This window comes from Motiliproteus sp. MSK22-1 (genome assembly GCF_001968815.1).
Taxonomy (GTDB): domain Bacteria; phylum Pseudomonadota; class Gammaproteobacteria; order Pseudomonadales; family Balneatricaceae; genus Motiliproteus.
Genome location: NZ_MIEQ01000096.1, coordinates 361,687 through 388,069, shown reverse-complemented (window position 1 = coordinate 388,069; position 26,383 = coordinate 361,687). Strand labels below are relative to the sequence as shown.

The 26,383-nt window shown below is 44.9% G+C and carries 19 protein-coding genes; 8 read left to right on the top strand and 11 right to left on the bottom strand.

Annotated elements, in window-relative coordinates; translation table 11 throughout:
- Positions 1–19: 19 nt before the first annotated feature.
- Complete coding sequence (locus BGP75_RS25315; protein ID WP_076721674.1) at positions 20–1,132, top strand: site-2 protease family protein; 1,113 nt, start codon at positions 20–22, stop codon at positions 1,130–1,132.
- A 12-nt stretch (positions 1,133–1,144) separates the two neighbouring features.
- Here the strand turns inward: BGP75_RS25315 and BGP75_RS25310 are convergent, their stop codons facing one another.
- On the bottom strand, positions 1,145–2,461 hold the full coding sequence (locus BGP75_RS25310; RefSeq protein ID WP_076721673.1) for an ROK family protein: 1,317 nt from the start codon (positions 2,459–2,461) through the stop codon (positions 1,145–1,147).
- A gap of 312 nt (positions 2,462–2,773) precedes the next feature.
- On the opposite strand from BGP75_RS25310, the gene pgi reads away from it, so the two are divergent.
- From pgi to BGP75_RS25280, 6 genes are all read left to right on the top strand, one after another.
- On the top strand, positions 2,774–4,429 hold the full coding sequence (gene pgi, locus BGP75_RS25305) for a glucose-6-phosphate isomerase (protein ID WP_076721672.1): 1,656 nt from the start codon (positions 2,774–2,776) through the stop codon (positions 4,427–4,429).
- A 118-nt stretch (positions 4,430–4,547) separates the two neighbouring features.
- Positions 4,548–5,525, top strand: a complete 978-nt coding sequence (locus BGP75_RS25300; protein ID WP_076721671.1) for a carbohydrate kinase — start codon at positions 4,548–4,550, stop codon at positions 5,523–5,525.
- A 137-nt stretch (positions 5,526–5,662) separates the two neighbouring features.
- Positions 5,663–6,889 carry an AGE family epimerase/isomerase gene (locus BGP75_RS25295; RefSeq protein ID WP_076721670.1) on the top strand — a complete coding sequence of 409 codons (1,227 nt, stop codon included), beginning with the start codon at positions 5,663–5,665 and terminating at the stop codon, positions 6,887–6,889.
- A 694-nt stretch (positions 6,890–7,583) separates the two neighbouring features.
- Positions 7,584–9,158: a HAMP domain-containing histidine kinase gene (locus BGP75_RS25290; protein ID WP_076721669.1), complete on the top strand. Its 1,575-nt coding sequence runs from the start codon at positions 7,584–7,586 to the stop codon at positions 9,156–9,158.
- Entirely contained in the window at positions 9,142–9,849 is a 708-nt protein-coding gene (locus tag BGP75_RS25285; protein WP_076721668.1) for a response regulator, read from the top strand. Before BGP75_RS25290 ends, BGP75_RS25285 begins: the two co-directional genes overlap by 17 nt.
- 189 nt (positions 9,850–10,038) lie before the next feature.
- Positions 10,039–11,586, top strand: coding sequence for a di-heme oxidoredictase family protein (locus tag BGP75_RS25280; RefSeq protein ID WP_076721667.1), 1,548 nt, complete (start codon positions 10,039–10,041; stop codon positions 11,584–11,586).
- A 159-nt stretch (positions 11,587–11,745) separates the two neighbouring features.
- On the opposite strand, the gene BGP75_RS25275 is transcribed toward BGP75_RS25280, so the two are convergent.
- Positions 11,746–13,023: an MFS transporter gene (locus BGP75_RS25275; RefSeq protein WP_076721666.1), complete on the bottom strand. Its 1,278-nt coding sequence runs from the start codon at positions 13,021–13,023 to the stop codon at positions 11,746–11,748.
- A 149-nt stretch (positions 13,024–13,172) separates the two neighbouring features.
- The gene (locus BGP75_RS25270) at positions 13,173–15,398 is read right to left on the bottom strand and encodes a bifunctional diguanylate cyclase/phosphodiesterase (RefSeq protein ID WP_076721665.1); all 2,226 of its coding nucleotides are present in this window, start codon (positions 15,396–15,398) and stop codon (positions 13,173–13,175) included.
- A gap of 330 nt (positions 15,399–15,728) precedes the next feature.
- Here BGP75_RS25270 and BGP75_RS25265 point away from each other — a divergent pair, with 330 nt between their 5' ends.
- Positions 15,729–16,757 carry a glycosyltransferase family 2 protein gene (locus BGP75_RS25265; protein WP_076721664.1) on the top strand — a complete coding sequence of 343 codons (1,029 nt, stop codon included), beginning with the start codon at positions 15,729–15,731 and terminating at the stop codon, positions 16,755–16,757.
- Positions 16,758–16,835: 78 nt separating this feature from the next.
- On the opposite strand, the gene BGP75_RS25260 is transcribed toward BGP75_RS25265, so the two are convergent.
- The 8 genes from BGP75_RS25260 to BGP75_RS25225 form a co-directional block, all read right to left on the bottom strand.
- Positions 16,836–17,216, bottom strand: coding sequence for a hypothetical protein (locus tag BGP75_RS25260; protein ID WP_143821189.1), 381 nt, complete (start codon positions 17,214–17,216; stop codon positions 16,836–16,838).
- Positions 17,217–17,594: 378 nt separating this feature from the next.
- Complete coding sequence (locus tag BGP75_RS25255; protein ID WP_076721662.1) at positions 17,595–18,359, bottom strand: WecB/TagA/CpsF family glycosyltransferase; 765 nt, start codon at positions 18,357–18,359, stop codon at positions 17,595–17,597.
- A 69-nt stretch (positions 18,360–18,428) separates the two neighbouring features.
- Positions 18,429–19,682 carry a glycosyltransferase family 4 protein gene (locus BGP75_RS25250; protein WP_076721661.1) on the bottom strand — a complete coding sequence of 418 codons (1,254 nt, stop codon included), beginning with the start codon at positions 19,680–19,682 and terminating at the stop codon, positions 18,429–18,431.
- Positions 19,683–19,729: 47 nt separating this feature from the next.
- The gene (locus tag BGP75_RS25245; protein WP_076721660.1) at positions 19,730–20,977 is read right to left on the bottom strand and encodes a DUF6369 family protein; all 1,248 of its coding nucleotides are present in this window, start codon (positions 20,975–20,977) and stop codon (positions 19,730–19,732) included.
- A gap of 61 nt (positions 20,978–21,038) precedes the next feature.
- A complete protein-coding gene (locus BGP75_RS25240) occupies positions 21,039–22,232 on the bottom strand; it encodes a hypothetical protein (RefSeq protein WP_143821188.1) in 1,194 nt (397 codons plus the stop codon).
- A 30-nt stretch (positions 22,233–22,262) separates the two neighbouring features.
- Positions 22,263–23,504, bottom strand: coding sequence for a UDP-N-acetyl-D-mannosamine dehydrogenase (gene wecC, locus BGP75_RS25235; protein ID WP_076721658.1), 1,242 nt, complete (start codon positions 23,502–23,504; stop codon positions 22,263–22,265).
- Positions 23,505–23,531: 27 nt separating this feature from the next.
- A complete protein-coding gene (gene wecB / locus BGP75_RS25230) occupies positions 23,532–24,647 on the bottom strand; it encodes a non-hydrolyzing UDP-N-acetylglucosamine 2-epimerase (protein WP_233153028.1) in 1,116 nt (371 codons plus the stop codon).
- Between the two features lie 58 nt (positions 24,648–24,705).
- The gene (locus BGP75_RS25225) at positions 24,706–26,157 is read right to left on the bottom strand and encodes an undecaprenyl-phosphate glucose phosphotransferase (protein ID WP_233153027.1); all 1,452 of its coding nucleotides are present in this window, start codon (positions 26,155–26,157) and stop codon (positions 24,706–24,708) included.
- Positions 26,158–26,383 lie beyond the last annotated feature (226 nt).

The window sequence follows — 26,383 nt, the reverse complement described above, 5'->3', positions numbered from 1 at the left end:
ACGGTATCATTAACACACCATGAAGCTATTTGATTTTCACTATAACGGCATGCTTTTTGAACTTATCGGATCCAGTTGGAGTGGTTTGGAACAACTACTGATTGATGGGAAAGAAGTTTCTCGCAAGCGTAACTTTCGATTTTCTGGATCCCATTCTTTTTCAATCCCAGACCTTGGCACCCTGAACCTTAACTTCACCATCGACAAGCTCTGTAAAAATGTCTGCTACCAATTACAGTGCGATAACGTCGTATTGGTTGAGGAAACAAAGAACCTCAGGGCGACAAAACAAACAAAAAGCCTTGCTGTTGAAAGCGGAACGGAAGGTAACGATGAACCTTCTCCAAATCCAGCTAGAGGCAGAAAATCAAACAGCGGTCATTTTGTATCCTGGCTTGGATTAGGCTTCAAGCTTTTTAAAAGCGCCAAAGTCCTTAAAGTAGCGCTAGCTGGTGCAGCCTTTTCAGGTTGGTCCATCATATTCAGCTGGGAGTTTGCGCTGGTACTGATAAGCGTGATCGTTTTTCACGAGTACGGCCATCTTCGAGCCATGAAGAAATTCAATATCCCCACCAAAGGCATGTACCTGATTCCATTCTTTGGTGGAGTAGCAGTCGGTGATAAACCTAAAACCCAGTGGCAGGATGTCTATATTTCAATGATGGGGCCCGTCTACGGCCTTGCCATGAGTATAGTTTTCTACCTGATATATCTATTCAGCGGAAATCACTTTGCCGGACTTGTCGCTTCGATCAGTGCACTGGTGAATGTGATTAATTTATTACCGGTTTATCCTTTAGACGGCGGACGTGTCTTGAAGGCACTGGTTTTTTCAGGTCGAAAATACTGGGGGCTGGTACTCTTATTGGCCACATCAGCGGCTTTGTTCGCAGTATCCGCCAAGTATGGCCTGGTATTACTAAGTTTCTTTATCGTTATCGGTGTCATTGATTTAATCGCCAGCTGGCGAGATTTTTCCCGAGAAGGAAAAACCCCTCTGAATCCATATGGCATAGCATTCTCACTGGTCTGGTATCTGCTGACTATTGCTGTCTTTTTAGTCGTTATTTACTCAATTGCCGCCAGTGGACTCCCTGGTTCAGAGCTAGCAACGATGTTTTTAGAATCCTGAAACTAAAGTTTGTCACAAAGCGGTATTTGCTGAACGAACAAGTAATCTTTCTCGCATAGGCGAATAATTTTCGTGCAGAGGCAGCATTGCAGCACCGACAACGGCGGCGTCCATACCGGTTTCAGACTGAACATATTCAGCGATCACCTGCTCGGGAAACAGCCATTGGCTGGAAAGATCCTGGGTGGCCCTTATCAACTTTTCCATAATATAAGGAGGTAACCGGCCTCCAAAAATCAGCGCTTGTGTATCCAGGGTTGCCATCACACTGAACAAAGGCACAACCAATGCCTGGGCCGCTTGTTGAACCCAGGCATCCACAATAGATTCATCGTCGCTTCCTTTCAGGTGTTGCAGTTGCTCTGGAGAATCTACGACTATATTTCTTTTCTGAAGATAACGGTATAAAGACGCTAATGAAACCTTACTCATTAACATACAACTGGGCTGTCCATGCTCATTAGCGACCGGAAACAATCCAAAATCTGCAGCATTTCCGTTAGCTCCACGAAAATACTGGCCTTCACTAATGATCCCTCCTCCCAGAGACATGCCTATAAAAAGATAGAAAAAATGACTGTAGCGGTGTCCAAGTCCATAGAAAAGCTCCCCCAGCGCCGCGGCTCCAGCATCGTTTTCTGTCATGACAGGCAGATCAAACAAAGCATGTAGCTGTTGCCCAAAATCAACCTCATTCCATTGATTTAAACGAGATACTATATTATCAGCAGCCTCATTTTCCCGGTGAGTGAAGTCCTGTCCAAGATGCTCTTGAATTTGCTTCTGGTCGTCCCCTGTCTCAAGCGAATCATTAACGGAATTGCCACCAAACCCTAATTCATCCAGCCAACTTCCCATCTTTCGGGGCATTGCCAGCCCAACCCCCCTGACCCGCGACCAGTCAAGGCCTAACTGAGTTTGAATATTGGTCAAGTCCTTAGAGACTCGGTTAAGAGCTTGTTCTGGTGTTGGGTATAGCAACTCATGGTGAAATTTTTGCAGCAGCTTTCCAGAAAAGTCCACCAGTGAAATTGAAATATGATCGCGATCCAGGTTGATCCCGATACTGTATGCGCCCCTCGGATTGAGCGCCAGTTTGATTGAAGGTTGCCCTCTTCCCCCATACTCGCGTCCAACAACCTGAAGTAACTCTCTTTCAATTAAAGACGAGGTGATAACGGAAATAGTCTGAGCACTCAGGGCTGTCAACTTCGCCAGTTTAGCTCTGGCTATCTCTCCACTTTGACGAACATACTGGAGGATGATTCTCTCGTTGTATTGCCGGGCCTGCTCCGATGTACTGCCAGAATTCGTTGCCTTTACCGCCATGCATATATCCTTTTTCCTTTCCTCTCAGCAAGCCTGCACTAGCGCTGACCTCGATGCACTATACTCAGTCGCAGTGAAGTTTTCCGGAGTGATCAGTTTTACCCTAACCCTAGTTGGAGTGAACTCGATTTTTTTAATTAAATCTAGTTGATTTAATATTTAATTGATCATAACATAGTCAAAACTTAAAAAATTACTTACTTTTATTTGATTTACTACCAAATTTGGGTGTTTTTTTCGTACAATTACTACATTTGTACAACTCCAGATCACTAACAAGATCATAAAAAAGCATCGATAGAGAGCAGTGTCATGTATAACCTTAGCCAATCGGTTACCTGGAAGAAGCTTAAGCACTTAGCAGAACAAACTGCCGATGATCGCATCGCAGACGCCTTTCGTGATAACCCGAATAGATTCGATGAAATGAGCCTTCGATTAGGCGGTTTGTTTCTGGATTACTCCAAAAACCGTGTCTCTCCGGAAATTCTCTCATCACTGATTCAGCTCGCTGAGCACTCACCTTTGCGCCAACGGCGAGCACAGATGTTTTCAGGTGATATTATAAATGTCACAGAAAAGCGACCCGTTCTGCATACCGCCCTACGTAATCGCGGTGAAGATCCTGTTGAGGTGAACGGTCAGGATGTAATGCCTGAAATCCGTGCCAGTCTGGAAAAACTCAAAGTTTTTAGCGAGAAAGTGCGCGAAGGCCAATGGCTGGGCTACAGCGGAAAACGAATCCGTCATGTCGTTAATATCGGCATAGGCGGTTCAGACCTTGGGCCCAACATGGTTTGTCGGGCCCTTTTACATCACCGTCATCCTGAACTACGTTTTCATTTTGTTTCCAACGTTGATGGTCAGCACATTCATAAGATATTAAAGCCGCTTAACCCTGAAACAACCCTATTTATCGTTTCCACCAAAACCTTCTCCACTCAGGAAACACTTTTAAACGCCAACAGTGCCAAAACCTGGTTTCTTGAAAATGCCCCCGAAGGTGATGCAGATATTGCTCAGCACTTCGTCGCAGTCTCTACCAACCAGGCTGCGGCTATGGAGTTTGGCATCAAGCGGGAGAATATTTTCGAATTCTGGGCATGGGTCGGCGGCCGCTATTCTCTTTGGTCCAGTATTGGTCTGCCTATTGCCCTATCCATCGGCTACGACGGTTTTATCGAGCTATTGGAAGGTGCCTATGCCATGGACCAGCATTTTCTCCATGCTCCCTTGGATCAGAACATGCCGGTCATCCTGGCGCTGATTGGAATCTGGTATATCAATTTTCACGGTGCCGAAACCCAGGCCATCATTCCTTACGACCAGGCACTGCACCAGCTGCCAGCATTCCTGCAACAACTGGATATGGAAAGTAACGGAAAGTCAATGGATGCTGACGGACACCCGATAGACTATGCCACAGGACCAATCGTTTGGGGGCAAACAGGGTCAAACGGCCAGCATGCCTTTTTCCAGCTACTGCATCAGGGCACCCGTTTCGTACCTATTGATTTTATCGCTTCGCTAAAGAGTGACGAAAAAACAGCCGAACATCACTTTGCACTGTTAACCAATATGCTGGCTCAGGCAAACGCCTTTATGAACGGCGATCAGGATGGGGATGCCCAAACCCACGCCAGCTGTCCCGGCAACCGTCCCAGCAACGTATTGTTGTTAGATGAAATGAGCCCTCACAATCTGGGCGCATTAATCGCTCTCTACGAGCACAAAGTTTTCGTTCAGGGCGCTATCTGGAATATCAATTCATTTGATCAATGGGGTGTTCAGCTAGGTAAACGTCTGGCAACGGAAATCAGTGGCAATATTAAACGTCAAAGCACCGACTATGACCCTTCGACTCAGGGTTTAATGGCTATTGTTAAGCACCATTTGCCTTCTTCCAAAGGAAGAAAGAAAACGGTTACCAATATCTCCGCCGGAAAAACCAAAGCCGGTAAAGCCTGAGAGATCAAGAAATCGCCCTCTTGAATCGGAGACCTTCAGAGCAACGGGACTTTCAATGCCCGGCTGTCAGCTGCAACTGAAGCGGTCGTTACCAACATCAATAAGCAGGATTGATTCTATGTTAAAGGTAATATCATTTGGTGAAGCATTAGTTGATATGCTTTCCAATCGAATCAGCTCCTCCGAGGACGATTCACTGGAATCTTTTACCAAATACCCAGGAGGGGCTCCTGCCAACGTCGCCGCGGCAATCGCAAAGCTGGGCGGTGAAAGCTATATGGCCGGAAAAATTGGCACCGACATGTTTGGGCAATTTATGTCCCAGTCGCTTTCAGATGCCGGAGTCAATACTGATTACCTGCTGGCAACCAATCAGGCCAATACGGCTCTGGCATTTGTATCTCTGGATAACAGTGGTGAGCGCAGCTTTACTTTTTACCGGAATCCTTCCGCAGACATGCTGTTTATGCCTGATGATTTTGAAGAGCACTGGTTCGAACAGCCCGGACTGTTTCACTTCTGCTCCAATACCCTAACCGCCCCGTCGATCCGGGAAGCAACAATAGCAGGTATTCAGAAGGCTAAAGCGGCTGGTTATCTGGTCAGTTTTGATATCAATTTACGAACCAATTTGTGGCCAATTGATAGTGATCCGATGATTCCAATCTGGGAAGGACTGAGACTGGCCGATTTAGTCAAGCTTTCCAAAGAGGAGATGGATTTCCTCTGTCGGGAGCAAACTGAATCACAGGTCATCGAACAGTTACTCAGCTCTGGCGTATCACTGGTTCTGTTAACTGACGGAGGTAGCCCATTGCGCTACTTCAGCTCTGCACTTGAGGGAGCCATCAAACCGCCTGAAGTAATAATGGTGGATAGCACTGCTGCCGGGGATGCATTTATCGGTGGGTTCTTATTTCAATTGGCAGAACAGAATTGTCGGCAGAACGATCTGGCAGACCTTGCGGTCAATCAGGATAGATTGGAAAAAGCCCTGATCTTTGCATCTCGGTGTGGAGCTCATGCGGTCTCTCATAAAGGCGCATTCACGTCGTTGCCCAGGCGGCAAGATCTGAATCTAAGCGACCAGACCTGAATCTACGCAACCTGTGAATAAGACCTGACATAGGATTCACATTAATCAATAACTCATTAAGCCCGCGCTGCTGACTGGAGCTGCAAGCCAGTTGAGTCCTGCAACCCGCAGCACAATACCCTTAAGGGAAAATAATTATGAAACAAAGGACTGCTGACTTTCGTGATCAGGCATTCTTGCTTGAACATATTCGTAACACGATGGCCTTTTATCACCCCCGTTGTATTGATCAGCAACTCGGCGGTTTTTTTCAGCACTTTCGTGACGATGGCTCTATCTACGACCCTCAAACCCGGCACCTGGTCAGCAGCACACGCTTTATATTCAATTATGCCATGGCTGCTATTCATGCCGACTCGCTAGAGCTTGAAAAGGCAGAATACCTGGAATACACCCGCCATGGGGTCGAGTTTCTTCGACGACATCACCTTAATCCCAAAACCGGTGGTTATGCATGGTTAATGAACGGTACAGAAGCCATAGACAGCACAAACCATTGCTACGGTCTCGCCTTTGTGTTGCTGGCCTACAGCAGCGCATTAAAAGCAGGTGTTCAGGAGGTAAGACCCTATATCGCAGAAACCTATCAACTCATGGAACAACACTTCTGGTGTGACAAAGATGGCTTGTACCGAGATGAAATAAGCGCTGATTGGACTCAGACATCTCCCTATAGAGGACAGAACGCTAATATGCACAGCTGTGAAGCCATGATCGCAGCTTATGAGGCAACTGAAGATATCCTCTATTTGGACCGTGCTTTCACATTGGCGAGCCATATTTGCCAAAGGCAGGCATCTCAATCAAAAGGAAAAATCTGGGAACATTATGACAGCCAATGGCAAATTGACTGGCAGTACAATCTTGATGACCCAAAAAATCTTTTTCGCCCCTGGGGATTTCAGCCCGGTCATTTTACTGAATGGTCCAAACTGCTATTGATGCTGGAAAGGCATCGTCCCGAGACCTGGCTTTACCCCCGAGCCAAAGCGCTGTTTGATAGTGCTCTTGAAAATGCCTGGGACGCTGAAAACGGTGGGATCTGTTACGGCTTTTCACCCGATGGAGACATTTGCGATGGAGATAAATATTTCTGGGTTCAGGCAGAGTCTTTTGCAGCGGCAGCATTAATGGCAGAACGCAGCAACGATCCTCATTACTGGCAGTGGTACCAACGCATCTGGAATTACTCCTGGAATCACATGATAGATCATGAGAATGGCGCTTGGTTTAGAATTCTCGATCAGCAAAACAATAAGTATGACAATTTAAAAAGCCCCGCGGGTAAAACGGATTATCACACCATGGGCGCATGCTACGAAGTATTAAGGCAGCTTAAATTATCCGCAGAAAGGACTCGCTAAATGCTCTACTCACGAATGTGTTACCTTCCTACTCAAATAGTGTTACCCGTTACGGGTAACGCCGTAACACAGCAGCCTGCTCAGCAACTGAAATAAGCCACAATAATTAATATAATCTTTATAATACAGATGGTTATAATTTATGGCATAAGTTCTGCTATATATGGCCCAACAACAAGAAAACATGCTCTGACCTCTGAAACTCAATAAAAATAATAAGGGTTACGGAACGAAGGCTAAGCCTCTTAATAAAAATAACAACTGAGGCAACCGCTGGTCATCTGGTTATTTGAACAACAAGCACTGCCTGTAAGCAGATAATAAAAATAACAACTCTGTTGAAAGTTATGCTAACCGAGTCAAAACGGGGTGACCGGCCTCCCCTTTGTTCGTTCAGTCTCACAACCTCTCCACTTGTTTGAAGCTTTCTCACGAAAACCTACCCCACGCTAATACTGGTTGGCCTGCCGTCTATAAGTGTCGCCAACAGAAATCTACTCAATCTCGCGACTCAACACTGTTGGCCATATTGCGCCTATAATAACTGGCTGGCGTTGACTGCTACCCCTGAAACCAAGAAATCTACAAACAACAAAACATCTACAAATAAAAATAGTACAAGTCCATATTTACTCCGCATTTTCAGGATACACTGGCAATTTCCACTCGCTAGTAAAAACAAGGACTCAGGCTGTTGCGCTCCAGAATATTTCTGAAATTCTTGCTAACGTTACTTGCTACGCTATCCGCCATAGTGCTGCTGATGTTATTTATCGTGAACTGGTCATTTCAGCAGGGCTTTGCTGATTATCTCCAGCAAGGTGAAATCAGAAAGGCCAGCGTCGTCTCAGCATTACTGGCGGATGAATTTCTTCAAATCGGACACTGGCGCTATTTACAGGGTAACTTTCAACATTGGCGTCGAGTACTGGAACAGGCAGATATTTCACTGCCTCCAGCCGGACAACGCCGCCGCCCACCGCCACCACCTAGGCTTGGCGGGAAAGACAACAGAATCCCCCCTCCAGCTCCTCCACCACCCGAAGACAGACCAGGAAGGCAGTTGGAACCCAACTCTCTTGCACACCGGTTAGGCCTGTATGATGCCAATCGAAATTTAGTCATTGGCCAAAGAAATCCAACGATTATCGAGCACTGGCTGGCTGTCAAAAACAGCGACAAAATTGTCGGCTGGATAGGGCTGGTACCAATGAAACTCGCCACCAATCAACTGGCACAAAGCTTTGTCGATCAACAGCGGCAAAGCTATCTCTTTGTCGCTGTTATCGTATTAGTGCTGTCGCTTATCCTTGCAGCCATATGGGGACAATTATTTCTTCGCCCCATTCATAGAGTTGCACAGGCTGCCAGGCAACTAGCCAATGGAGATTACGATACTCGCGTAGCGGTTACGGGTAAGGATGAACTGGCACAACTTTCCCTGAACTTTAATCAGATGGCAGAAATCCTACAAAAAAATGAAATCGCTCGCCGTCAGTGGATTGCAGATATATCCCATGAACTACGCACCCCCATTGCTGTAATCAGTGGCGAAATTGAAGCGTTGATCGACGGTATCAGACAGCCCACTCATGAACGTATCGGCTCACTCTACGCCGATATTGGCGCCCTGGCCAAACTGGTAGAAGATCTCCATCAGCTTTCTCTATCAGACCATGGTGCTCTCGAACTTGTACATGAGAATATAGACCTGCATCACATCATCAAAGAACTGGCGGTCCTGTTTGGCCCCCGGATGAAAGAGCGAGGCATACAACTCAATATACATACAGAGCAAATTCAGGACCTGAGAATGCAAGGCGACAAACATCGGCTGTTGCAACTTTTGTCAAATTTGCTGGAAAATAGTCTGCGCTATACTGATAAAGAAGGTTTTACACATGTTTATTTTGCCGCATCCCATTCGAGCTCAACCCACCGGGCTTCTCCTGCGTCTCTAACCACATCGCCACTTTCCCCGACCACTATCGACATCCAGGAAGCACAATTGCAAATAGAGATTGAAGACAGCGCACCGACGGTTCCGGATGATTCCTTGGACAGAATTTTCGAGAGGCTCTACCGAGTGGACAAATCCCGCAGTCGAGCAGTAGGTGGCTCAGGACTCGGCTTATCGATCTGTAAAAATATCGTCGAAGCGCAAGGGGGTACGATCAGCGCAGAAAAAAGCAGCCTCGGCGGATTGAAAGTGTCCATCCGCTTGCCGATCAGTGTTCAGCCCGGAGACAGAAATGGAAATCACCAATAATCAACAAAGGATCCTGATTGTCGAAGACGAGGTAAAGCTTGCCTTAGTACTGGAAGAATTCCTTCAACAGGCAGGATACGCCAGTCACTGCCTGCATGACGGTGATCAGGTAATACCCTGGTTAAACGAACATCGTGCAGATTTGGTAATACTTGACCTGATGCTTCCCGGTACTGACGGAATTACACTCTGCAGACAAATTCGTGAACAATCAGATATCCCCATTATCATGGCCACGGCTAAGGTTGATGAAGTCGACCGCCTTAAGGGGCTTGAAATAGGCGCCGATGATTACCTCTGCAAACCCTTTAGCCTTAAAGAAATGGTCGCACGGGTTAAGGTCATCTTGCGGCGTACCGGCACACAATCTGAAGCCGTTGCCGATAAAACCACATCAATATTCAAAATCGATCAGGCCAAAATGACAATCCATATTCACCAAAAACCACTGGACTTAACCCCTGTCGAATTTCGTTTATTGAATCACCTGCTTTCTCAACAGGAGGTGGTATTTAGTCGTAACGATCTGCTTGATGTGATTTACGACGATTACCGTCTGGTCTGTGATCGCACCATAGACAGTCATATTAAGAATCTGCGTAAAAAAATTCAGACCAGCCTACCTGATCAGGAAGTTATCCACTCTGTTTATGGGGTTGGCTATAAACTGGACCTGCTAAAAGGGGACTGAATGCCCCTGGCATTATTACTTCAGAATCAGAACACGGATCACTATGTGACCGTTTAGCCGTTGAATGCAGTGTTGAAAGTCTGCTTCTGGCCCGGTCTCGAATAAAACCAGTGCAACTCCACATTGCCTCCACACTTTGCATAAATCGCTGGGATAAGCTGATATCTCTTGCCAGTAGGGAGAATAGCAATGAGAAAAGAAAACCTAGCGCTAATAGCAAAACTCGTTCCGTCACTTCGAAAGTTCACAGGCTTTCTGGGCAGTATCAGTATTCTTTGTGCCCAGCCGGTGCTGGCAGACAGACTCACAAAACCGGAACCAGAGCTGCATATTACTCAAGCAGAGTTAAATAACATACTAGTATCAGAGGGTTCAAAGAACGCGTTCAGAACCGCTTTTGATGTGGGAGATGAACTCTTTGAGCACCCGTTTATTGCAGAAGAAGGTGCGGGGGCAAATGTCGGCAACGGCCAGCTTTTTACCCTTGTCCCACGAGCTGATCTGAGTGGACAGGATGAATGGGCAACTCATTCACCTAAGCGTGTTACCGGACCCAATGCCCAAAGCTGTAATATCTGTCACGGCCAACCGGTTGGAGACGGCGCCGGTCCCGTCGTCATGAATAATGTTCGTGACCCTCTACACAGCGGCGATATGGGATCATTTATCAATCGTCAGCCACCTCATATCTTTGGCATAGGTGCCTTACAAAGACTGGCAGAAGAGATGAGTGAAGAACTGGAGGCAGTACAACAACAAGCAAGAACAGAAGCCCTGGCCAGTAACAGCGAGATCACATTACCGCTGTCCACCAAGGGCATTGAATTTGGCACTATCACGGCTTTCCCCGACGGTACTTTGAACACCTCAATGGTCGAAGGAATCGATAGCGATCTGTTGGTCAAACCTATCGAGTGGAAGGGTATCACACCATATATCCGTGCCTTTGTGCGGGATGCCAATCACAATGAATTGGGAATGCAAGCGGTCGAAATTGCCGGTGATGGGATCGACGGTGATGGCGATGGTGTAGCTGATGAACTCAGCGTGGGCGACATTACCGCAATGGTGATCTACCAGGCAGCACAACCACGCCCAACGACCAAAAGAGAACTGGCACGACTGGGTATTATTCCCCGACTGTCTTCCGAAGAGATTACCCGGATAGAGAGAGGCAAAGACCTGTTTACCGAAATTGAATGTGCCAGTTGCCATAAACCCGAGCTGACACTTAACGATCCCGTGTTTCAGGAACCGAGTCGTAACCCTAACTATCGAGACGAAACCTTCCCTGCTGGGCAGGATCCCGTTCAGCGGGGTATAGATCCTCAAAACCCGATCAGCTTTGATCTCACTCGCGATATCCCGGACAACATCATTCGACAAAGAAATGGCCGCATAACACACTTGGGTAATTTCCAACGAAACACGGAAGGAGGAGCCATTGTTCGACTGTATGGCGACTTAAAACGCCATGATATGGGAGCAGAGTTGGCTGAATCAATCGATGAAGCAGGAACTGGTGCCTCCGTGTTCATCACTAAAGAACTATGGGGTGTGGGATCAACAGCTCCTTATTTACACGACGGCAGAGCAACAACCCTAGCTGAGGCCATTCTACTTCATGGCGGTGAAGGGGCTGATTCTCAGCATTTATACCAATCGTTACCAGATGAAGATCAAACAGCTCTGATCACATACCTTAATAATCTGGTACTGTACAAAAACGAGGACTAGGACGAAAATCGATCGAACTGCGGATACCGGTAATAGTCTACCGGTATCTCTCAGCAGCCAATTTCTCTCCCTTTGTTTAGAATCCAGTGTGACAGCAATTAATTACACAATTAATTACAATCAACGACTTGCAGCATCAATCCCTGATTACTCTCAGACTCAACGAAAGTCAGCAGCCTGACGTTGACCGCTCACAATATTGACCCGACTAAGCAAATAGGCGCCGCCGGCAAACAGCAGTAAAATGGAAAGTATGCTGATCCGGCTACTGTCGAACATCACAGCGGTCCAACCCACCAGAATGGGTCCCAAGACTGCGGCAAACTTGCCTAACATATTATAAAAGCCAAAGAACTCAGCAGTATGTCCTGGAGGAATCAAGCGGGCGAAAAGGGAACGACTCAAAGCCTGAACCCCTCCTTGAACCAATCCAATAACAATTGCCAACAGATAGAATTGCCAGGCAGACTGCATCCAGGCGCTGTATAAAGTAACAGCAAAATAGACTCCAATGGCAAGCAGGATACCTGCTCGTGCACCAAATCGTTCCCCGATGCGACCAAACAACAACGCCGCTGGAAAACCCACAAACTGGGTCAGTAACAAGGCTGTAATCAAATCACTGGACTCCAGCCCGATCGCCAGGCCATAGTCCACAGCCATTCGGATAATGGTATCAACACCATCGATATAGAGCGCATATGCCAACAAAAACTTGAAGGTTTGAGGAAGCTCACGAATTTTACCGAAGGTCCGACCTAACTGGGCAAACCCTGATCCAATGGCCTTTAGTGGCATTGTTACCAATGGGTTTGTTTCTTTCACAAACAGCAATAACGGCAAGCTGAATAATAGCCACCAAGCCCCGGTCAGAATGAATGACAGCCTCACTGCATCACTGGCTCCATCAAGGCCAAATAAGTCTGGGCTTAATGTCATCCAGACATTAAACGCAAACAACAGACCTCCTCCCAAATACCCCAATGCAAACCCAAGCGCCGAAACCCGATCAAACCATTGCGCTGGAGACACCAAGGGCAGCAGCGCATCATAAAACAAATTGGCGCCCGAGAATCCGATAATAGCGGCCACATAGAGAAAAGAAGCCATTTGCCAATGCCCCTGCTCTACCCAATACAGGCTTCCAGTCGCAACAGCACCAAAGCAGGCGAACAGTAGCAAAAAACCTTTTCGACGACCCAATTGGTCAGCAATGGCTCCGAGCACCGGAGCAAGGACCACGATGATAAGACTGGCGGCAGAATTGATAAGCCCCAGCTGATAAGTGCTTTCTGTTGCAGATACACCAGCAGACCAGAACTGTTTGAAAAATATGGGGAAAAAACCTGCCATTACCACCGTTGAAAATGCGCTGTTTGCCCAGTCGTAACAAGCCCAGGACCATACTGCAGGTCTATTGATATCACTCAAATCCATTTATTCCTTATAAGATCAATGTCTAACAAAATGAGGAGGAGAAACCGGACTTTAACCGATAGCAGGACGCAGAAGCCAGACATAGCCGACAGAATATAACTTCAGTACAGTATCCGGGAAGCAGCCAGGAAAGGCAGACCGTAGCTTAATTACAAATCAACCATTCTAATTGGAGGCATTACCGTGAGTTCCTCTAACTCTGCACTTTCAAGCAACAAAGCAAACTCGTCAGCCGGCACGGGCTTTGAGTACAAATATCCTTGTCCATAGTCACAGCCGTTTTCATATAAGAAACTACGTTGAGCCAGGGTTTCAATACCCTCCGCTATCACCTTCAATCCCAATGAATGGGACATCAATATGATCGCCACTACCAGTTCCTTGGTCGTTTTATCAGTCGTAATATCGTTAGTGAACGTACGATCTATTTTCAGGTAATCGATCGGAAACTTCTTTAAATAAGATAATGAGGAATAACCGGTGCCAAAATCGTCAATCGCAACTTCAATACCAGCCTCTAGATATTCAGACAATCGATAAGCGACTTCTGGCCGATCATTGAGTAAAACGCCTTCTGTAATCTCAACCACAATGAGATTACCATCTATTCCCATGTGCTCAAGGTACTCCACCAGACCAATATCTTTTCCCGCACCAAGAAACTGCAGAGGTGACATATTTACACTTACCTGGAAATTTGACCCACGCAGATCAGTCCACTCCTTCGCTTTGATAGAGGCCTGATGCATAACCCAATCTCCAATTTCGTTGATCTGCCCGGTTTCTTCAGCAATAGGAATAAATAGCTCCGGACTGATCATACCCAGTGAAGGATGCTCCCATCTCAACAGCGCTTCAGCTTTTACAACTTCATCCAGGGTTAGATCTACAATCGGCTGGTAATAAACCACTAATTGCTGCTCGGATAATGCCCCCCTGAGATCATTGGCCAGCCTCATACGTAACTCAGCAGCCCGCTGTATCTCAGAGGTAAAGAAATTAAAGCATTTACGACCCCGACCCTTAGCGACATACATAGCCTGGTCAGCGCACTTCAATAGATCGGGGGACGACTGTGCGTCATCCGGATAGATGGTTATGCCGATGCTTCCGGAGATAAAAATGCGCTGGCCGTCTATAACAAAGGGCTCATCAAGCACTTCCAGAATAGTCTTCGACATTTTCTCAGCATCAGAAGACTGCTGAATATCAGGCAAAATCACTGTAAATTCATCCCCGCCAATGCGGGCAACCCAGCCGCTGCCACCGGGACTTTCGGTGCAGTGTTGGATGCGCTTTGCAGCCACTTTCAGCAATGCATCACCCACATGATGACCCAGGGTATCATTCACTTCCTTGAACTGATCCAGATCGATAAACAACAGTGCCATTCGACTACTTTCCCTGCTCGCAAGAGCCAGCTCCTGCTTCAGCATCTGCTGGAATAATAATCGGTTTGGCAACCCGCTGAGCGAATCTATCGTTGCCTGAACCTTATTTTCCTTAATGGCAGCAGCCTGAGCCATCGCGACAAGACTGAGTACAGAAATATACATCCAAAAATTACTAAGTTGAGTTTCTTGAATGTCATTACCAAAAAAACCAGTTTCCTGAAATGCACCGCCCAAAGCTTGAACCGTGGTCATAAGAATAATAATGATGGCCCCGTGACGACCAAAACGAATGCCCGCTATTGCAGCCAATAGAAACATCCAATAGCCTCGGTTGATGTGACCTAGATATTCATATAACCAATCAAAAAAGATAACCTGCCCAAAAAGAAACGCCAGCGCAAAAAAGACCAGCGCCTCCAACAGCCGTTTGCCGGTAAGCCAATTGGGTTTATAGCGCCAAACCAGCAATAAGGGGGTAAAAAGGAAAATACCCAGAGCATCCCCCATCCACCAGTGTTTTAGATTCTGAAAATAGGATTCGACGGCCGTAATTCCGGCGATGAGCAAGGTTGTTGAACCAATCAACGCGCTGATACTGGCACTGACACAACCAGCAAGAAAAAAAAGCAGAAAATAGTCCTGAGTTCGACGTAAAGACAGATCAAATACTCTGTTACGCGTCAATAACCAATAACCCATGAGGGCCTCAAGCGTATTGCCCATAGCAACAACCAGCCCAATCCAGACAGGGTATTGACTGATCGCCAGGACAAGCAAGGTGCCAAAGAAAACAGCCGGCCAGAGTTTTCTCCCTGCTAGAAGCATTATCCCCAGTGCCAAGCCACTGCAGGGCCATATCACGCTATCGGTACCGCTACCGGAAAATATGCTGAGAATCAGCTGAGATATCAACGCATAAGCAACGGCCAAGCCAGCAATAAGCAGTATATCAGTCCGTTGATATTTCCCTGGAACGTCCAATGCTTAACCTCTCAAGAGATGCGGATTACTGCAGCGCTGCTGCCAACTCTCCTCTAGTGTAGGTCAAAAAACCGGAGATAGAGGCAAATCTCTATCGCAACTTTTATCCAGAGCTTTTCCGGTCTGCTGAATTTGGATCTTTCCCAACCAAAATCTGCTCTTCAACAGAAACCTGATCGAAACCGGCAATAGATCTTAGGAACCTATGAACAAGTCCAAATTTATTGAAATTAGGCCCATATCAGTCAGAAATTACCTATCAATTTGCACTATAATTGGCTCGGCAACCCCCTGCATTTGCCCAAAGGAACAAGATAGGAGTGTTAAAAGGTGAGTGATAAGCAAGTAACGATCGTCATATCCCCCCGTGACAGGTTTAGCGGACTAGCTGACTGCATTGACAATGTTTACCAACACACCGATGAATCTCTATTCGATCTCATTATTGTTGATCTGGGTTATCCCCGCAAAGAGATACAGCAGGCAAGAGCTCGAATCGAAACGAAGAGCAATGCGCGCATTATTTCATACGGCCTGATGATTCCAATGGAAAGCCTGAGAAAAGTCAGGGATGAAATCAATACGCCCTACACGTTCCTGCTCGACAATGATTCTCGTGTTTCACCTGATTGGCTTCCACCGTTGATTGAAACGGGCGATTCAACTGGCGCGGCGGTTATATCCCCCCTGACGTTAGAAAAGGACGGTGTAGATGGTGCTTATCTACGTAACCACGTATACACCGTAGAGATTCGTACAGTTGAGGTAGAAGGCAAACAATACCTTATCGAACACAAGCCCTATCGACGTGAACTGCCTGAAAATATGCCGAAGGAAACCGCGCCAACCCAAGCTTTTGAATTACATGGGGTGATGTTCAATACTAAAATACTAAAAGAAATAGAGTTACCACAGATGGCTATTCGCGAGCATCTGGATATAGGAATGCAGTTACGAGCCAAAGGTGAAAAGCTCTTTGCAGATCCCCGTTCAGTTATCTATTTTGACAATCTAGGCAGTCGGGCCGAACTTAAGGATTTGCTGTATTTCAATTACCGCTGGAATAGAAAGATCGGCCAGGAATCTCACGATCTTTTCGAAAAACGCTGGGGCTACAAGTGGTATGCAGAGCAAGCAGTCTACTTCTGGTGTATGCGACGCCGACTGTATTTGATCCTTCGCTGGGCATATATCCCCATCCCGGTCGCTAATATTATTGACCGTGTTGTCAGCAGTATCAGAAGGCGGTTATTCCCCATCTGGGACCCACTTAAAAACCCTGTTGAGCTTTCAACTTTGCTTTATGACGAGCTGGAAGATAACAAGCCGGTACAATTAAATCATGGCATAAATCTGTAACCAGCCATTCCGGGACCCGCACTCTTCCAATGGAGTCCGGGTCATCTGTTTTTTAGCGGTCCTTTCTTTCAACAATTGCTATTGTTTGCTTCTCACCGAGCCAGATTGATATTTCTGATGTAGTTTCACAAAGATTAACGCTATCAAAACGCCGACGACATTGGCATACCCATCTTCCAGACTATAAGAGCGTAACGGGCTTAATTGCCCTTGAAGATATTCCAGCAATGGTGCCAGACAAAAAATAACCAGCCAGATCCAGTTACCTTGAGGCACCGCAATACGAGCCGTTAAAGCAAGGCAAATGAAAGCCAAGACATGAATGATTTTGTCTGAATTAACAAACAGCTGCCTGGACGGCACTGGTTGAAGGATGCCGTATAGCACGACCAGAAGGCAGAGTAAAAATGACACTCGCCTCAACCACAATCCCCTTAACATCGAACGCTCACACGCCACAACTATCCCCTTCGAACTTCCCCTACTACACCAAGCTTTTTAATGAGTCACGACGAATGCCTGGGTATTATCGATAGAAAAGTTTATCCGCGTACTGACAGGATCAATCGGATCCAGCCCGGTATTTTATTCAGAGCGGCTTTCAACTCAGTCCCTGAAACATCCCACAGTCAATAAGCACTGCCTCACCAGAAGACAGCGTCATCTGATGACAGGAACCAGTCACTCCCTGGACTGCTCCATGATGGGAAATAGCAACCATAAAAACTCCATGTTCTAAGCGATATCAAAACCCGTTGTAACCAGGCGGAATGCCCTATAAATCAAAATCGCGAACTCTCGTTAAATAAGGATATCCAATCACCGGACGATAGGATCTTACCCTGTATTATTTTCCTTTCCTCCATTTAGAAGCTGATCTAACCGCGCTTTTATTAGAAGCCAGGCAAACTTTGAATTTGTCACAAGATAGCGCTTCCACATTCGTCTGGGTTCCTGAATAATCCGATAAAGCCATTCAAGCCCTGCATTTTGCATCCAAACCGGTGCACGTTTCACTTTCCCTGCAACTACGTCGAAGGTGCCACCGACGCCCATTACAAAATTAACGCCCAGTGTATCTTTCCAGCGATTTATAAAATTCTCTTTTTTAGGAGAAGTGATAGCAACAAAAAGCATCTTGGCCCCTGACTCACGAATTTTGTTTACCACGGCTTCCTCATCGTCCCAGAAATAGCCATGATGATAACCCGCCATTTTTAGCTGAGGAAACATCTCCCGGACCCGCCGTTCTACCTCGGAAACAACTTCCTCTTTGGCTCCGAGCAAAAAAACAGGAACGCCCTTTTCGGCAGCCATCTCTATTAAATTATGAAACAGATCAACCCCGGCTACCCGCTCAGGTACTTTATGACCCAAGAACCGCGCCCCCCAAACAACTCCCATTCCGTCAATATTGATAATGTCGCAGGCCCGGACGGATTCGTTAAGCTCCTTGTCTTGTCGCATATTGACAATTTTTGCCACATTGACAACTACATGTTGGGTAAAGCTATCAGCCTCTACTTTGTTCTGAATAATAGCAACCGTATCTTTCATGGAGGCCACGTCCATGGGTGAGCCCAAAAAATTAATACGTCTCATAGGTCAGATCCATCCCCCTGCCAATAAAAGATGAGAAAAAGTCATAAAATAACAACAGCCATAATCTGCTTATTTATCCGCCAGATTGACAGTTAAAGCACTTTTCCCTTGAACAAGATCCGAATACAACTCTTTATAGTTGTTCGAGTTTTTTGTCCAACTCCGTTCTGCAACTACATAATCACGACCCGCCTTTACAATGCCTGCCAGAACCTCCTGACGTTCACTGGTAACGTATTTCAGCAGCCTGACCAGATCATCAACATCACCTGATTTAAACTGTAACCCTGTAACAGAGTTCTTAACCAACGCTTTCATCCCCCCCACATCGCTGGTCAGCACCAGTTTTTTATAGGCCATAGCTTCCAGTGGTTTCAGGGGTGTTACCGTATCGGTGAGTCTGGACTTATTTCGTGGGTTAACAATGACGTCTACAGTCCCATAAATACTCTTCACATCTGCTGGTACAAAAGGTCCGCATAGTTCCACATTCTGCAATTTTTGGGAGTCTATTATTTGCGCCAGAGTATTCGAAAAAATGCCGCCTCCAAAAATCTTTAACCGGCAGCTCATTCCATTCTTAAAGAACTTACTCCAGGCATCCAGCAGAAGATCAAGCCCTTCAATTGGACTCACACTCCCAATATAAGAAAAAACAAAATCGTCTCTGCCATTAATGGGCCAGGAAGAATCACCCCCGTTTTCCAGTGTCGCATCTTCAACAGCATTAACAACAACGCTTATTTTCTCAGAATCGATACCCCGCGCCAGAATGTCATCTCTAAGGGCATCATTAATAACCACCACATGATCGGCCCGGTACATAACATAAGTTTCCAGACGACGAATAACACTCGCTAAAAACTTTGAAAGCCTGCTTCCATTTCGGTCAGCGGCACGTTCTTCCCACAGAGAGCGAACCTCATAAACACAGGGAATGGAAAGCTTTCTGGCCGCATAGATTGCCGCGAGCCCACAAAAGAAAGTTGAATGCCCGTGAACCACATCAGCATCTAATCGCTTAGCATGCGCATAAACCTTGTTTCTAAAGGTAAAGATCTGAAACAGCTTATTCAGTTGTTTTACAATCCCACTGCCATTCTCATCAACCTGTTGCGAAGCCTTACCATTGTAAGTACGAATATGAGTAACACCCTCAAAGACCTCCTCCTGACAACCTGCTTCCATCGGTTTCTGAAAAGGTGAAGTGATTACCGTGGGTTCTAAACCGACCGTCAGTTGTGACGAGACCACTCCTCGGCTTCTAATACTGGAGCCGGAATGATCTGGCAGGGAGGTATAGAGTACATGTAAGACTTTCATTAATTTTTATCTCCCTATAAAAGGTTAAAAATTGATTTCATGCTTCATCATAAAACAGCTTTCTGAGTCATATTTACGCGAATACTACTTTTAATGGTCCTTACTTCGCTCAAGCGAAAAAACACCAACAGGAGTCCGATAAATATGCCAATTGCACTCGATTGGTAAGGAATCGCATAAACAAACATCAGGCAAAGCAAATAAAGAACAAGGCAAACCTTTGGCTTCAAGGCGGTAACGGATGATAAAACAGTAATTGCCAGCCGTATATAAAAGTATATAAAAACCAAAGAAAGCACACCAAATTTAGCAAACAACGTAAAATAGGTAGTATCTATAAAATTATTAACAGGGACCAGATTATCGCTTCTATATTCAAACCAGGGTATAAAAAACGTGGTACCAAACCCACGACCAAAGACAAAGTTATACAATTCAAAATCCTGAACTAAATCAAAAAACGGTGAATATCTAATTTCCAAATGATGTTTAATTACATCGAATGAAAGATCTGAAACTCTTGTTAGAAGATCTCCATCCAGTCCTTTGAGATATATAATAAAAAATGAACCGACTAAAAAAACACCCCCTAAAACAAGCTTCTTTATATTACTGACATACACGAACATAAAGAAAAAGATAGAAACTAAAACAACCATTCTGGAGCCGGACACCAAAACACACAAAACTGCTAAAGAAAAGGAAATAATATCTATTTTATTCAAATAAAACTTAAACAGAAACAAAGGGGAAAACACGATATAGACAGAGCAAATATAAGTAGACAAGTCAAAATATCTGAATTTATTATCGTTATAATAAACATCTGAGTAACCAATTAGTCCAAAACTTGAAAGCCACCAATATATTATATTACTGAAAGAAGCAACAATAACAAGGGACATAACAACTTTGGAATTAATCCCAGAACTCATTCTGCAAACCTGATAAACAACAAAACACTCAAGCAAAAAAAGTAGCAATCTAAAATCACGAACAAAGTACTTATCAAGTTCAGTATAGACAGCACTAAATAACACATAAACAATAATCATTACTATAGGAATGGCTAAGTTTGTATTGTAAATTTTTTCTCTACCTACGATAGAGTTATAAAAAAACATAACTATAAAAGATAGAAAATAAAAGTCATATGCATACAGTCCATATTTATAATACAAGTTTGAAAATCCATTCCCGAAAACAAAAGCTACAATCAAGAACAAAAAAATAACAACCGTCCGCTTATAGAACAGTCCTAAAGCAAAAAAAATAGCAGACAGTATAAAAAACATCTAAATTACCGAATCAGTTTCGAAGTAAGACAATAAAATATAAAATACAAACCCACAAAAGTCACTTAACTACACTTCTACGTATTCCAATATAATATGCTGTACATCGTATAAGCCATAAAATAACCATAGACCAAGCAACTGTTTCAATATTCACATTAACATTTATTAAAAACACTCCCATGAAAAATGCAAAAATTCCAGACACAACATTCGATATAAATATGTTTTTTGCATGACCTCTCGCCCCCATTGCTGCAGAAAGATAGGAATACACCAACTTGATGCAACCAAATACAACTAAGGGGATAATAAGGTCAAAAAAACTGTAAAATCCAAAATATAAATTTATAACTTGATCAAAATAAAATATTATCGCGACATAAGCAGCAGAAACAATCGGCATCAACACTAATAAAAAAATAATTTTTTTATTAAATTCTTTCACATTAAAATATTTCTTATACTCAACCAATCCTTTAAAACCAATATAATTAGATATCAAAACAAATGGATGCACAAAAACATTTTGTAAAAAGAAAAAATTCCCGAAAATCTCTATGTCAAATTTTGCACCGATCAAATAACGATCGAAAAAACTTAATGCAGTTAACACACCCATAGAAAACAAAAAGGACAACGACAATTTGACAATAAAAAAGGCATCGCTACCACTTCTCACAATCTCAATATTTTTTTCTTGAAAAAACCTGTACAGAAAAAAACTGGAGCTTATTATTAAACCAACGACTATCCATACTGCAACAGTTTTGAACTCAAACCCTATAAGGATCCCCGCCAGTAACGAAAAAAGTATGCATAGACGCCAAAAATTATTGATCAATTGTGATTCAACAAAACGCCCGGATATCCTTTGGTAGTTATATCCAAACATCACCATCACAGCAGCTATTGCCACCAAATAAAGCTCAATAAAACTAAACGCCTGCATGAAAACTAATGACGAAATTAGAACTAAAACAGCTGGTCCCATCAGGAAACAGATAAAGAGTAATATGACAAGGTTTTTATTGATGGTAATTCTGCCATCTTTAATTGAACAGGTTCTCATAAATGTCTGTTCAGCACCTAACAGGCCAAATGAGAAAACGACAGATAAAAATGTAATGAACAGAGCATATAAGCCGTACTGAGCCGGCGCCATTAACTTATACAACAGCAGGGAGCCGGCTAACTGTGCAGCGGCTCCAGCCAACATCACCAACAGAGATAGATTTTTTCTTATAATAAGCACAGGCTCACCAACAGCAAGATGTCTTGTAAATTACTGAAGAACACCCCGGGTATCGATGACCACCTTCGCTGAAAAATGAATCCGATCTGCCCTTTTAAATTCCTGATGATCAACAAGAACCACTACGACATTAGCCTTCTCCAATGCCGACTCAAGAGTTGAAAACTCAACATTATTATCTGCCAGGCTGCTGGGAAGAGCTTCGATATTCGGCTCAACAACTATCATTTGTCCGATATCGGCTTTCACCAGTTGCTCGACGATTTGCATAGCCGGGCTCTCACGCAAATCATCAATATCTGCTTTAAATGCAAGCCCCAGAAAGGCAACAACCGGCTTTTTAAACTGGTCAGCGGCTTGCACTACCTGATCAATTACATGCTGTGGTTTCGAATCGTTGGTTTCTCGTGCCTGTCGTATTAACCTGGCTTCCTCTGGTGCAGAACTGACGATAAACCAGGGGTCTACGGCAATACAATGTCCACCCACCCCCGGTCCCGGATTAAGAATATTCACCCGTGGATGTCGGTTTGCCAACCGAATCAACTCCCATACATTGATTTTCAGCTTGTCGCTGATCATCGAAAGCTCATTGGCAAAAGCAATATTTACATCACGAAACGAATTTTCAGTTAACTTAGCCAGTTCTGCTGTTCGAGAATTGGTAATCAGGCAATCCCCCTTAACAAAGGTTTCATATAGCTCGACAGCAGCGGCAGAGGATGCGGGAGAAAGACCTCCGATCACTCGATCATTTGATACCAGTTCCTGTAATACATAACCGGGCAATACTCGCTCAGGACAGTGGGCTATAAGAATATCAGCCTTATCTCCGACTTGTTGCGGGAAACTCAAGTCCGGACGAAACAAGGCCAGCCAATCTGCCAGTTTTTCTGTGGCACCAACGGGAGAAGTGGATTCCAAAATAACAAGATTGCCCGCCGATAGCACTGGAGCAATAGTTTCCGCAGCAGCCTTAATATAGGAAAGATCCGGTTCCTTATTTTCTTTGAAAGGTGTTGGGACCGCCACCATAAACGCATCGGCTGGTTCCGGCGAGGTGACAGCACGAAAGTTACCCGTTGTCACTGCAGCACGAACAATAATATCCAGGTCAGGTTCAACGATATGGATCCCACCCCGGTTGATGGTATTAACGGCATGCTCATCAACATCAACACCAATAACCTTCAGACCACGGGACGCCAGAATTGCAGCAGTAGGCAAACCAATATATCCCAAACCTATAACTGATACGGTTTCAAATTTCATGCTGTTCTATTTCCTTATTTCTTTAATCTATTTCAGTATCGAGACAATACGCGCACAGGCTTTACCATCGCCGTAGGGGTTCGTTGCACGTGCCATACTCTGGTAGTGATCTTCGTCATCCATTAGTCGACTGATCGCCACAACCATTTTTTCTGTATTGGTTCCCACAAGCTTTACCGTGCCAGCATCCACCGCTTCAGGGCGTTCAGTGTTATCACGCATAACCAATACCGGTTTAGCCAGTGAAGGTGCTTCTTCCTGAATTCCCCCGGAATCAGTCAAAATCAGATAGCTCTGATTCATAAGATATACAAAAGGCAAATAGTCCTGAGGCTCAATCAAATGAACATTTCCAATGCCATTAAGCAGCCTGTTAACGGGTTCCTGTACATTGGGATTCAGATGAACCGGATAAACTATCTGGGCATCAGGGTAGCGCTCAGCGATCTGGCGTAAGGTTTCGCAGATACGCTCAAAACCACCACCGAAAGATTCCCTTCGATGTCCGGTGACTAAAATCATCTTTTTGTCTTCCCTAAGAAATGGAAAACCTGATGCTAACGATTCTGATAAGACTCCATCCTGCTCAATTTTTGAAACCACCCAATGCAGGGCATCAATCACCGTATTGCCGGTCACCCGTACTGCGGAAGGATCGACGTTCTCATTCAGAAGATTCACGCGAGAAGCCTCGGTCGGAGCGAAATGCCATTGAGCGAGAGCGCCTGTCAGTTTTCGATTGGCTTCCTCTGGCCACGGGGAATTAAGATCCCCCGTTCGCAGACCTGCCTCTACATGCCCGACAGGAATACGCTCATAGAATGCAGCCAGGGCCGTTGCAAAGGTTGTGCTGGTATCTCCATGAACCAATACAATATCTGGCTTGAAGCTTTGCAGTACCTCTTTAATACCAATCAAAATCCGCGTGGTAACGTCATAGAGATCCTGTCCAGGCTTCATGATATTCAGATCGTATTCCGGTTTGATGTCAAACAGGGACAAGACCTGATCTAGCATTTCACGGTGTTGAGCTGTCACACAGACGTGACTTTCAATATCCGATTCACTGGCCAGCGCTTTAACCAGAGGTGCCATTTTGATAGCTTCTGGGCGAGTGCCAAATACAGTCAGTACTTTTTTCAAGTTAAGTCCTTTTAATAGCATTCACATTTCTGCGATTATTCGAATGTCTCTGAGAAACCTAGTAAATATTCTTGGCAAACAATGACAGCGGTGTCTTGATCAGGATCTTGGTGTCCAGCCACAGAGACCAGTTGTTGATATAAGCCAGGTCGTACTCAACCCGCTTCTGCATCTTATCCAGGGTTTCTGTTTCCCCTCGATATCCACTGATCTGAGCAAGCCCTGTAATGCCGGGCTTAATACGATGCCGTGAAAGATAAGAATTTATTTTGTCAGAATAATAATCGTTATGAGCCACCGCATGGGGCCGTGGCCCAACCAGAGACATGGTTCCCTGCAACACGTTTATCAGCTGTGGCAACTCATCTATAGACGTTTTTCGAATAAACGCACCGACCGGAGTTACACGGGAATCACCTCGGGTAGCTTGCTTTACCTCTCCAGAATCATCGTGCAATTTCATGCTGCGAAACTTCCAGACCTTTACAACTTTGCCATCAAAACCGTGGCGGTCCTGTTTGAAAAGAACAGGACCGGGGGAAGAGCGTTTCACCGCAATGGCTACTGCAGTCATAAAGGGAGCAAGAAGTAGCAGGCCAACCGCAGCAATGGAACGATCCATGATGTCCTTCAGCAGCATGGATACCCTTGAGCCTGTCAGCGGACTTTCGTTAAGTGATATCAAGGGTAAGCCTGCAACTTCGCGTACCGAATGGTTAAGGAGATTCATAGCGAAAATGTCTGGCGTCCAGATTAAGTCGACATTCAAATCCAATAAATCAATATACAAGCCTTCAATCTGATCTGATTCGCTAAGGGGCAAGGCAATATATATACGCCTGATCTTATGCGCTTTTATCGTCTCTCTGATACTTTTAACACTGCCTAGAACAGGTACTGTCAGCGCTTCCTCTTCAGCACTATCAACTACTTCATCACTATCACGTACGACACCAATAACCCGGTCCCTTAACCATCGATTATTGTTCAGACTTTTTGCCAGGTGCTTGGCAACCGCTCCATGACCAATAATCAAAGCAGGTAATGCTTTAGTGAAAGCCGATCGATAATGAATAATCGCTTCAGCTATGATTATGTGACTCGCAATTTGCAGCAACAGCGCCGAGGGTGCCCAGGTCATCAGAACCTGGCGAGAAAACATATCTGTCGTTTTAGTTGAAAAGCCTAGAATAAGTAAGAATAACAAACACAGAAACCATGCAATGGTAACCCTCAGTGCCGAATGCAATGGGCTTGCTGAGCGGCTGTAGACGCCCCTGGATATGTAGATACCTGCAATTGCCAATGCCGTAATAATGGCTAAAAAGCGATAATGCGGGGGAAAGCCCTCTACCTTCCAATAGGTCAGAAGTAAAAAACTGCCCACTACGACAAATATATCGACTAAAAGCTGTACCCAAAACATGAGGGTTTCATGATTTCTCAGTAGTCGTCGACTACTACCCATATGCAGCGAAGACACATTCGGTTGTGAAATGCGAAGTTCCATTTTTTTATCCGTTTAATACTGCAACAATATTATCCGTACTTCCTTTGCTGCATTATTTTCTGTATTAGTAGGCTACGCCTCGATATATAAATAACATCGGGTTCGAAATTTTCAGACTATATTTTTCTTAGAACAATTTTCTCTCAGAACTCACTTTTCTTAGATCATTTTTTATTAAATCATATTTTCCAGGCTACATTTTCAGAGTATATTGTAGGACCTCTCC

Excerpts from the sequence above, each read along its gene's own strand:
- wecC (WP_076721658.1), bottom strand. The coding sequence starts at position 23,504 with ATGAAATTTGAAACCGTATCAGTTATAGGTTTGGGATATATTGGTTTG.
- BGP75_RS25315 (WP_076721674.1), top strand. The coding sequence starts at position 20 with ATGAAGCTATTTGATTTTCACTATAACGGCATGCTTTTTGAACTTATC.
- BGP75_RS25225 (WP_233153027.1), bottom strand. The coding sequence starts at position 26,157 with ATGGAACTTCGCATTTCACAACCGAATGTGTCTTCGCTGCATATGGGT.
- BGP75_RS25255 (WP_076721662.1), bottom strand. The coding sequence starts at position 18,359 with ATGAGACGTATTAATTTTTTGGGCTCACCCATGGACGTGGCCTCCATG.
- BGP75_RS25310 (WP_076721673.1), bottom strand. The coding sequence starts at position 2,461 with ATGGCGGTAAAGGCAACGAATTCTGGCAGTACATCGGAGCAGGCCCGG.
- BGP75_RS25245 (WP_076721660.1), bottom strand. The coding sequence starts at position 20,977 with ATGTTTTTTATACTGTCTGCTATTTTTTTTGCTTTAGGACTGTTCTAT.
- BGP75_RS25300 (WP_076721671.1), top strand. The coding sequence starts at position 4,548 with ATGTTAAAGGTAATATCATTTGGTGAAGCATTAGTTGATATGCTTTCC.
- pgi (WP_076721672.1), top strand. The coding sequence starts at position 2,774 with ATGTATAACCTTAGCCAATCGGTTACCTGGAAGAAGCTTAAGCACTTA.
- BGP75_RS25280 (WP_076721667.1), top strand. The coding sequence starts at position 10,039 with ATGAGAAAAGAAAACCTAGCGCTAATAGCAAAACTCGTTCCGTCACTT.
- BGP75_RS25285 (WP_076721668.1), top strand. The coding sequence starts at position 9,142 with ATGGAAATCACCAATAATCAACAAAGGATCCTGATTGTCGAAGACGAG.
- BGP75_RS25275 (WP_076721666.1), bottom strand. The coding sequence starts at position 13,023 with ATGGATTTGAGTGATATCAATAGACCTGCAGTATGGTCCTGGGCTTGT.
- BGP75_RS25250 (WP_076721661.1), bottom strand. The coding sequence starts at position 19,682 with ATGAAAGTCTTACATGTACTCTATACCTCCCTGCCAGATCATTCCGGC.
- BGP75_RS25295 (WP_076721670.1), top strand. The coding sequence starts at position 5,663 with ATGAAACAAAGGACTGCTGACTTTCGTGATCAGGCATTCTTGCTTGAA.